Source organism: Nocardia sp. NPDC057455 (assembly GCF_042802775.1).
Classification (GTDB): domain Bacteria; phylum Actinomycetota; class Actinomycetes; order Mycobacteriales; family Mycobacteriaceae; genus Nocardia.
On the sequence record NZ_JBHVDM010000002.1, the window covers coordinates 1 to 5,655 of the forward strand.

General features: G+C 65.8%; 8 protein-coding genes and 1 tRNA gene. 1 reads left to right on the plus strand and 8 read right to left on the minus strand.

What is annotated here, in order from left to right; all coding sequences use genetic code 11:
• Positions 1 to 388: 388 nt before the first annotated feature.
• The 8 genes from ACFU5M_RS01180 to ACFU5M_RS01215 all read right to left on the minus strand — a co-directional run bounded on the left by ACFU5M_RS01180 (position 389) and on the right by ACFU5M_RS01215 (position 4,985).
• On the minus strand, positions 389 to 595 hold the full coding sequence (locus tag ACFU5M_RS01180; protein WP_379042117.1) for a WGxxGxxG family protein: 207 nt from the start codon (positions 593 to 595) through the stop codon (positions 389 to 391).
• Positions 577 to 894 carry a hypothetical protein gene (locus ACFU5M_RS01185; protein ID WP_379042127.1) on the minus strand — a complete coding sequence of 106 codons (318 nt, stop codon included), beginning with the start codon at positions 892 to 894 and terminating at the stop codon, positions 577 to 579. Before ACFU5M_RS01185 ends, ACFU5M_RS01180 begins: the two co-directional genes overlap by 19 nt.
• Entirely contained in the window at positions 891 to 1,976 is a 1,086-nt protein-coding gene (locus ACFU5M_RS01190; protein WP_379041902.1) for a tyrosine-type recombinase/integrase, read from the minus strand. The genes ACFU5M_RS01185 and ACFU5M_RS01190 overlap by 4 nt, the downstream gene beginning before the upstream one ends.
• On the minus strand, positions 1,973 to 2,431 hold the full coding sequence (locus ACFU5M_RS01195; RefSeq protein ID WP_379041904.1) for a hypothetical protein: 459 nt from the start codon (positions 2,429 to 2,431) through the stop codon (positions 1,973 to 1,975). The genes ACFU5M_RS01190 and ACFU5M_RS01195 overlap by 4 nt, the downstream gene beginning before the upstream one ends.
• A 109-nt stretch (positions 2,432 to 2,540) precedes the next feature.
• Positions 2,541 to 2,625 (minus strand) — tRNA-Leu (locus ACFU5M_RS01200).
• Between the two features lie 701 nt (positions 2,626 to 3,326).
• Positions 3,327 to 3,656 carry a DUF3140 domain-containing protein gene (locus ACFU5M_RS01205; protein WP_379041906.1) on the minus strand — a complete coding sequence of 110 codons (330 nt, stop codon included), beginning with the start codon at positions 3,654 to 3,656 and terminating at the stop codon, positions 3,327 to 3,329.
• Between the two features lie 19 nt (positions 3,657 to 3,675).
• A complete protein-coding gene (locus tag ACFU5M_RS01210) occupies positions 3,676 to 3,894 on the minus strand; it encodes a DUF2945 domain-containing protein (RefSeq protein ID WP_379041908.1) in 219 nt (72 codons plus the stop codon).
• 221 nt (positions 3,895 to 4,115) lie between these two features.
• Positions 4,116 to 4,985 carry an NAD(P)-dependent oxidoreductase gene (locus tag ACFU5M_RS01215; protein WP_379041910.1) on the minus strand — a complete coding sequence of 290 codons (870 nt, stop codon included), beginning with the start codon at positions 4,983 to 4,985 and terminating at the stop codon, positions 4,116 to 4,118.
• A 142-nt stretch (positions 4,986 to 5,127) separates the two neighbouring features.
• On the opposite strand from ACFU5M_RS01215, the gene ACFU5M_RS01220 reads away from it, so the two are divergent.
• A complete protein-coding gene (locus ACFU5M_RS01220; protein WP_379041912.1) occupies positions 5,128 to 5,484 on the plus strand; it encodes a winged helix-turn-helix transcriptional regulator in 357 nt (118 codons plus the stop codon).
• Positions 5,485 to 5,655 lie beyond the last annotated feature (171 nt).

Consider the following 5,655-nt stretch of genomic DNA (forward strand, 5'->3'; position numbering starts at 1 on the left):
CGGCGAAGGATCGATCGACCAGATCCTCGCCGACCTCGCCGAGCTCCGCCTACTCGGCGCGCACACCGTCGTGCTCGACCCGTTCCTCGGCGACCCGGCCGAGACCGAGCACCCCGAGATCGCCTGGCAGGCGCTGGCCGCAGTCAGGGCAGGGATGGAGAATTGAGCGATCGGCGGCGATGACGGTCGTTGCTCTTGATGTGGATCAGCAGCGACTGGGCAGGGGAGGCGGCGAGCACCTCGTCGGCTGCGATTCTCACCGTAGGTGGGAGCGTGGGTTCGCGCGGAGCCGGAGAGACGGATTCGAAAGTCCGCTGGCTCGTTGCGCTGGCAGGTTCCGGCCAAGGAACCCCTATCGCGTGACAGGGATCCTTGGCCGATTACTGCCTCAGGGCTGGCGAGGGCGGGCTCCGGTGGTGGGGCTTGTGCGGTTGTCTCTGCGGCGAGCGAGTCCGGCGAGGCCGGCGAGGCCGAGGAGACCGAGTAGGCCCCACAGGCCGGTCTTGTCACTGTGGTCGTCCTCGACGCGGGTTTCTTGGGCTGTCTGTGTGGTCGCAGCAGCAGGGGTCGCTTCGACTATCCGACTCCGCCGAATGTGAGGATCAGGGCTGTCAAGGGGATCGCGATGGTCTTGCGCATATGCATCACTCCCTTTCGCTCGTTGACCCCCCGGCGGTACCCGGCGGGAAAGATCGGAAACACGACATGATCGTTTCCGGGGCAGGCATGGAACAACAACTGCTTCTCGGCCAGCGCGACACGCCGTGCCAGATCTGTCGGCACCACCCGGTCCCCGCGACGAGACCACCATCGTCCGGATTCGACCACGAATTCTTCCGGCCGATCGGACGAGTTGTTCGAGGCTGCCTCGGCGGAATCAAGACTGGTGGTCATCGTGTGCCCTCCAGGGCAGGGATGTTGGCCGAACCGCTCCGGGCCCGATTCGAGCTGGGTGGTGTTGTGGCCAAGGGATGCGGTTCGCCGGTGAGGTGAGCGATGGTGGCGGCGACTTCGTTGATGGTGGCGGTGGTGTAGATGCCGGTGGTGCCGCTGCCGTTGTGGCTGTGGCGGGCGAACTCGCTCGCTACGGCCGGGCCGTAGTGGCGTTCGACCCACGTCGTGGTGGTGTGGCGCAGCCAGTGAATGGAGATGCCGTGGGTGTGTACCCAGGGCAGGTGCTGGCCGAGGCGTTCGAACAGTCCGTTGTAGCGGCGGCGGGTGATGGGTTTTCCGTTGCGAGCGCGCAGCAGCTGCTCGTTCGGTGCCGCGCCGCGCTGTTCGCCGTGGCGGCACAACGCGCGCATCAAGGTGGGGGAGACCGGCTGCCACAACTGCGTGCCGCCCTTCTCCCGCAGCAGCACCAGCGACTGCACCGGATCCAGATCCTGCGGCCGCAGCCCCAGCGCCCCGCCGCGGCGGCACCCGGTCTCGGTGTGCAGCCGCAGCAACAACGTATCCAGCTCAGGGTCGTTGCCCGTGGTCGCCGCCACATGCACGATCTGCGCCAGCAGATCGCTTTGCAACGCACGACGATTCGAGCGCGTGCGCTTCGGCTTGGTCAACCGGACCGCAGGGTTGTCGCGCGAGTCGATCACCCGGTTGTCCTCGGCGTGCTTGTACAGCCGCCGCAACACGTCGATGACATGGCGGACCACATCGCGTCCCCCGCGGTCGCTGCGGCGGATCACCCGCTGCGCGCGGATCGCCTCGCACAACCCCTGCAGATCCGCGGTCGTCGGCTCGTCCAGGCGCCGTGCGCCCCATCCGGGCTGGGCGAGGATCTTGCTCCAATACGTCCCGTAGTGCTCCCGGGTCGCCCCCTCCGGCATGGAGGCCAGCACCTGCGGGATGTACTCGGCGAAAGTCGGCACTACACGGGCGGATCCGGTCCCTGCCGATAGATCGGCCAGGGTGAGCCCGAACCGCTCCATCATCATCTGCACCGTGGCGACGTCGGCGTCGGTGCGCGCGCTCATGCGTGGGCTCCCTCGGCGAAGCGATGCGCGAGGATCTGATCGAGCACATGCGCCGGATACACCACCAGCAGAGCGTGCTCGGGGTCGGCGGCCAGCAGGACCCGGTCGTGGACGCGGATACCCGCGCCGCGACGGATCGCCGCAGGCAGGGGCAGGTGCCCATGCTTGGTGACGCCGCGGTGGCCGTAGCCGGGGCGGGTGATCACGATCAACCCGCCTGTGATCCGCCACGACAACTGGTCACCAGGACGCCAGTCCAGCGCCGTGAGAACGGTCTTGTCGACGACATGGCCGTTGGAATCGACGGGACGGATGCTGTGCACCGCCGTCCGCCGCGGCGGTTGCTCGACCTTGCCCAGCGGAAGCCCGGGCACGCGGGACATGGTGTCAAGGCCACTGCTGGCGGTGGCCGCAGCGAAGGAGGGAACGACCGGAATCAGTGTGTCATCGGTCACACTTTTCACCCCCCGAAGGGGTAAAACCGCAGGTCGCGCCGGGAATTCGGAAGAGGGTGTCCAGGCTGCGCCCGGACCCGATTTCTGAGGCATATTTGCCACGTTTTTGTGTCCGGAGGGGGACTTGAACCCCCACGCCCGATAAAGGGCACTAGCACCTCAAGCTAGCGCGTCTGCCATTCCGCCACCCGGACCGGTGTGCTCAGCAAGATTATCGGATCACTCCGCGTGGACCAAATCGCGGCTGGACCTGCGCTTTGTCGAGCGAGAAGGGGAGACGTGCGGGTGGGGGGTTGACGTAACGTTTGCGGCCGGCTCGGAAGCGAGTCGGCGAGGGCGGTCGGGTGCGGGTGGGGCTTCCTGCGCCGCTGCCTCGAGCACTTGCCTACAATGTCGCAGGGTTCACGCGCGCCGCTTGGTCAGGTCTGCGGTGAGTTCGGCGGCCGGCACTCGGCGAACGGCCGATAGCTGGCCACCAGCGGTGTCAACGGTGACCGTCGACACCGCGCAACCGTGGAACCTCGGCAAGCGATAGCGCGGTCGCGCCCACTGTGCCGGCCGACGGAGACCGGTGGATCGATGCGGCCGGTCGCCTTCGCGCCGGATGGGCACCGCTTGGGAATCGGCCTTGCCGACCACGTGATCGCCTTGTGGAATCTGCGTGTGCCTCGATGAAGTGCGTACCGACCCACGTCGGGGTCGCGTGTGCACTCGACGAGGACACCCGGTCCTTCTACGCTCCCCGTTCTCGACTGCCACGGCGGGGGTGGGGACTCGTAGGCCCGGCCTCGAAGCGACCTGGGTGCTGGCTGGCTCGCTTCCGGCACGCTGTATTCGGACCGACCCGTCGGCCGGGCGCGTCCGGGGGATGCGCCGGTTACCGGTGTGCCTGCCGTCAGCTTTTCATCGGATCGTGGCCCCAGTTCATCAGCGAGTATCGCCACTTGCTGTTCTCGATTTCGCCGGAAGGTCGCTGCTCGAGATGGCGGTGCGCATAGCCGACGACTTTGCGCATATGCGCGTAATCATCGTCGGTTGGTTCGGTCTTCTCGAGGATGTCCACGATGCGACGTCCGCTGACGTGCCCGGTCGACTCGCCGCCGTCTTCCGGTTTCTGTCCTACGGACTTGGATTCGTCGGTGTCGAGCCACCGGCGTAGTTCTTTTGCCGTCATGTTGACGACTTTGTCGAATTCCGCGCGCGTGTCTTTCTTGTCCGTGGTCATGGCGGCTCCGTTTGCTATGTCAATCGTTCTTCCGACGTAGCGCCTCGGGTTTGTGCACGGCGTCACGGCCGCTTTTCGCACTGCGCACCCGGTACTGCGGATCGTCTTCGGATGCCCGGACGGTCCGGCCCGCCGCCTCGGTATCGGACGTTATCACCTCTTCTACCTGGCCTTTTGCGGTACTTCCGTGGCTGTTCCATTCGACTTCGTCGCCTTTGTCGAATGATCGTTTGCTCATGGTCGAATCCTTACCTTTCCCGTTTACGACGTGCACGTGTTACCCGCGCGACGGCACCGGAAACCGATAGCCGAAGCGGTGCTGCATCGATTCGATATCGGCCGGGGCGGGGCGGCGGAATCCGGTTGTATCAGGACGGTAGGCGGTGCGGTTGCTCGGCGTGCCGCGAGATGGCCACACGCCGCAGCCGAGCAATTCGACAACCCCGGTAAAGCGGTAGGTCAGAGGAGTTCTTCAAAAGTCCGTTCGAACCCCAGCGCACCGCGGCCGTCGGCTACCTGGCGGTCGAGGACGGTCTTCATGGGCGCGACGAAGTCGAGGGCGACGTTCGCGTCGCGACTGGCACGGTTGATCGCGTCGAGTGCGGCTTTGTGGAATGCGATGGATTGGACGGGATCGGTGTAGGCGGCGGTGTCGATGACGTCGCCTTGGTGTGGCAAGGACTGGGCCATCGCGGTGACCCACGCGGCGGCTCGCCGGCCGAATTCGGCCGCCGGAACGCCCACGGAGCGCATCATGGCCGCACCGTGCAGGAATCCGCCGAACATGGCGTACATGGTTGCGAGCAGGGCGAAGTCGTAGGTCGAGGCGAAGCCCGCGTCTTCGCCGAAGTACTCCGCGGCAGCGAGCAATTCGAGGGTTTCGCGGTGCGCGTCGAAGACTGCCCGGGAGCCGCTGTAGAGGATGGACGCGCCGGGTTGGCCGATCATGGGCGGCACCGCCATGATTCCGCCGTCGAGGTAGGCGCAGTCATATCCGGCGGCCCAGGCGGCGAGTTCGCGAGCCTCCTCGGGAGCGGTGCTGGTCAGGTTGATCAGCTGCCGTCCGGCCAGTCGGTCGGCGACCGGGTCGAGGGTGGCGTGCACCGAGGCATGGTCGAGCAGTACGGCGATGATCGGGCCGTCGGCGCCGATCGCCTCGGCGACGGTCGCGGCGGTGACGGCTCCGGACGCGAGGAGTTCGGCGTCTTTGCCGGGGGTGCGGTTCCACACGGTTGTCGGCACGCCGGCTTTCAGGAGAGTCGCGGCCAACGCTTGGCCCATTGCGCCGAGTCCCAAGATGGTCACCGGGGTCTTCGTGGTCTCCGCCATTGCGGGTTCAGCTCCTTGGATCGAGAAATGTCCTGGTCAGCGCGCTGTGACCAATCGTGCTCGTTGCCTGAGACAAGGGCAAGTACCTACTATTTTGTCCGGTACTTACCAAGTGGTTTGTGAGCAGGTAGCGAGGTGGACGGTGGGTACGAAGCGATCGGGACCGTACTTCTGCGGCATCGATGCCGCGATGGATGTGGTCGGCGGCAAGTGGAAGGCGCTGATTCTCTGGGAGCTGGAGAATCACGGGGTGCGGCGCTTCGGCGAGCTGCGCAAGGGGCTGCCGGGAGTCTCGGAGAAGATGCTGATCCAGCAGCTGCGGGAGCTGGAGGAGGACGGCATCGTCAGCAGAACCGTCTACCGCGAAGTGCCGCCGCGCGTGGAGTACCGGCTGACCGATATCGGCGTCGCGCTCAACGCCGCGTTGGAGCCGCTGGGCGCCTGGGGACGCGACCGCATCGATCGCATCGGGGCGCCTCGGGTGCACGAGCAGCTCTGAGGAGGATCCTTCGAAAGTGAATGTTTCACTCGGGCAACATCCTTCAGCGGAAGATCAAGCTACTAGTCGGTAACTTTAGTTACTTTTGTGCACACCCTGTGTAATTGACGCGTAGCCGGGCCCGTCGTATGTTCCACGTCACAACTTTGCAAGATGTGGGTGGCAGCGCAG